This is a genomic window from Mesorhizobium jarvisii (assembly GCF_003601985.1).
GTDB classification, from domain to species: Bacteria; Pseudomonadota; Alphaproteobacteria; order Rhizobiales; family Rhizobiaceae; genus Mesorhizobium; species Mesorhizobium jarvisii.
Window position 1 is genome coordinate 1 of record NZ_QZXA01000032.1, and the last position, 824, is coordinate 824.

Below are 824 nucleotides of genomic sequence, written 5' to 3' on the forward strand. Positions count from 1 at the left end.
CCCTTGATGCCGACCCTTGTCGAGCAGCCTCCAGAAGGCGACGGCTGGATTCACGAGGTGAAGTTCGACGGCTACCGCTCGCAACTGATCATCGATGAGGACGGCACCAGGATCTACACGCGTAACGGTCACGACTGGACGGCCAAATATCGCGACCTGGTGAAAGAGGCGGCGAACATCGGCGCCGACAATGCGATCGTTGACGGTGAGATCGTCGTTTTGAACGAGGCCGGCCTGTCCGACTTCGGCGAGCTGCGAAAGGCGATCACCAGGCGGCGACACGACCTGTATTTCGTGGCCTTCGACCTTCTGCACCTCAACGGCCACGACCTTCGCGAAATGGCGCTGGAGGAGCGCCGCGAGATCCTGGCCAGCATGATCGAGCCCGGCGGGCGTATTCAGTTCAGCGAGCCATTGCCGGGCGAAGCGAAGGCCATCTTCCATCTGCTCGAGCAGGCTGGGCTTGAGGGCATGGTTTCGAAGCGCAAGGATAGCAAATACCGCAGCGGTCCGTCGACGAGCTGGTTGAAGGCGAAATGCTACTCTGTCGACGAATACGAGCTAATTGGCGTCGAGCGTGAAGCCGGCAAGCCGGCCTTTGCCCTGATGGCCGATCGCAAAACCGGCCGCTATGTCGGTTCGGCCTTCATCAACTCCAGCCAGGCTATCCGCGAGCGGCTGTGGAAGCGTGTCCAGGAGCATGCCGGGCCTGCGCCCCAGGGGATGAAGCGACCGGCGACGCAATGGGTCAAGCCTGGCATCATTGGCCGTGTGAAGCACTTGCGCGGCGAAGAGGATCTGCGGCACGGTTCGCTGCAGGATTT

At 61.7% G+C, this 824-nt stretch carries 1 protein-coding gene; it reads left to right on the plus strand.

All coding sequences use genetic code 11. From position 1 onward, the window contains the following. Window positions 1–824 (plus strand): ATP-dependent DNA ligase (locus tag D3242_RS33160; protein WP_245435314.1); only part of this gene is annotated, 824 nt, incomplete at both ends.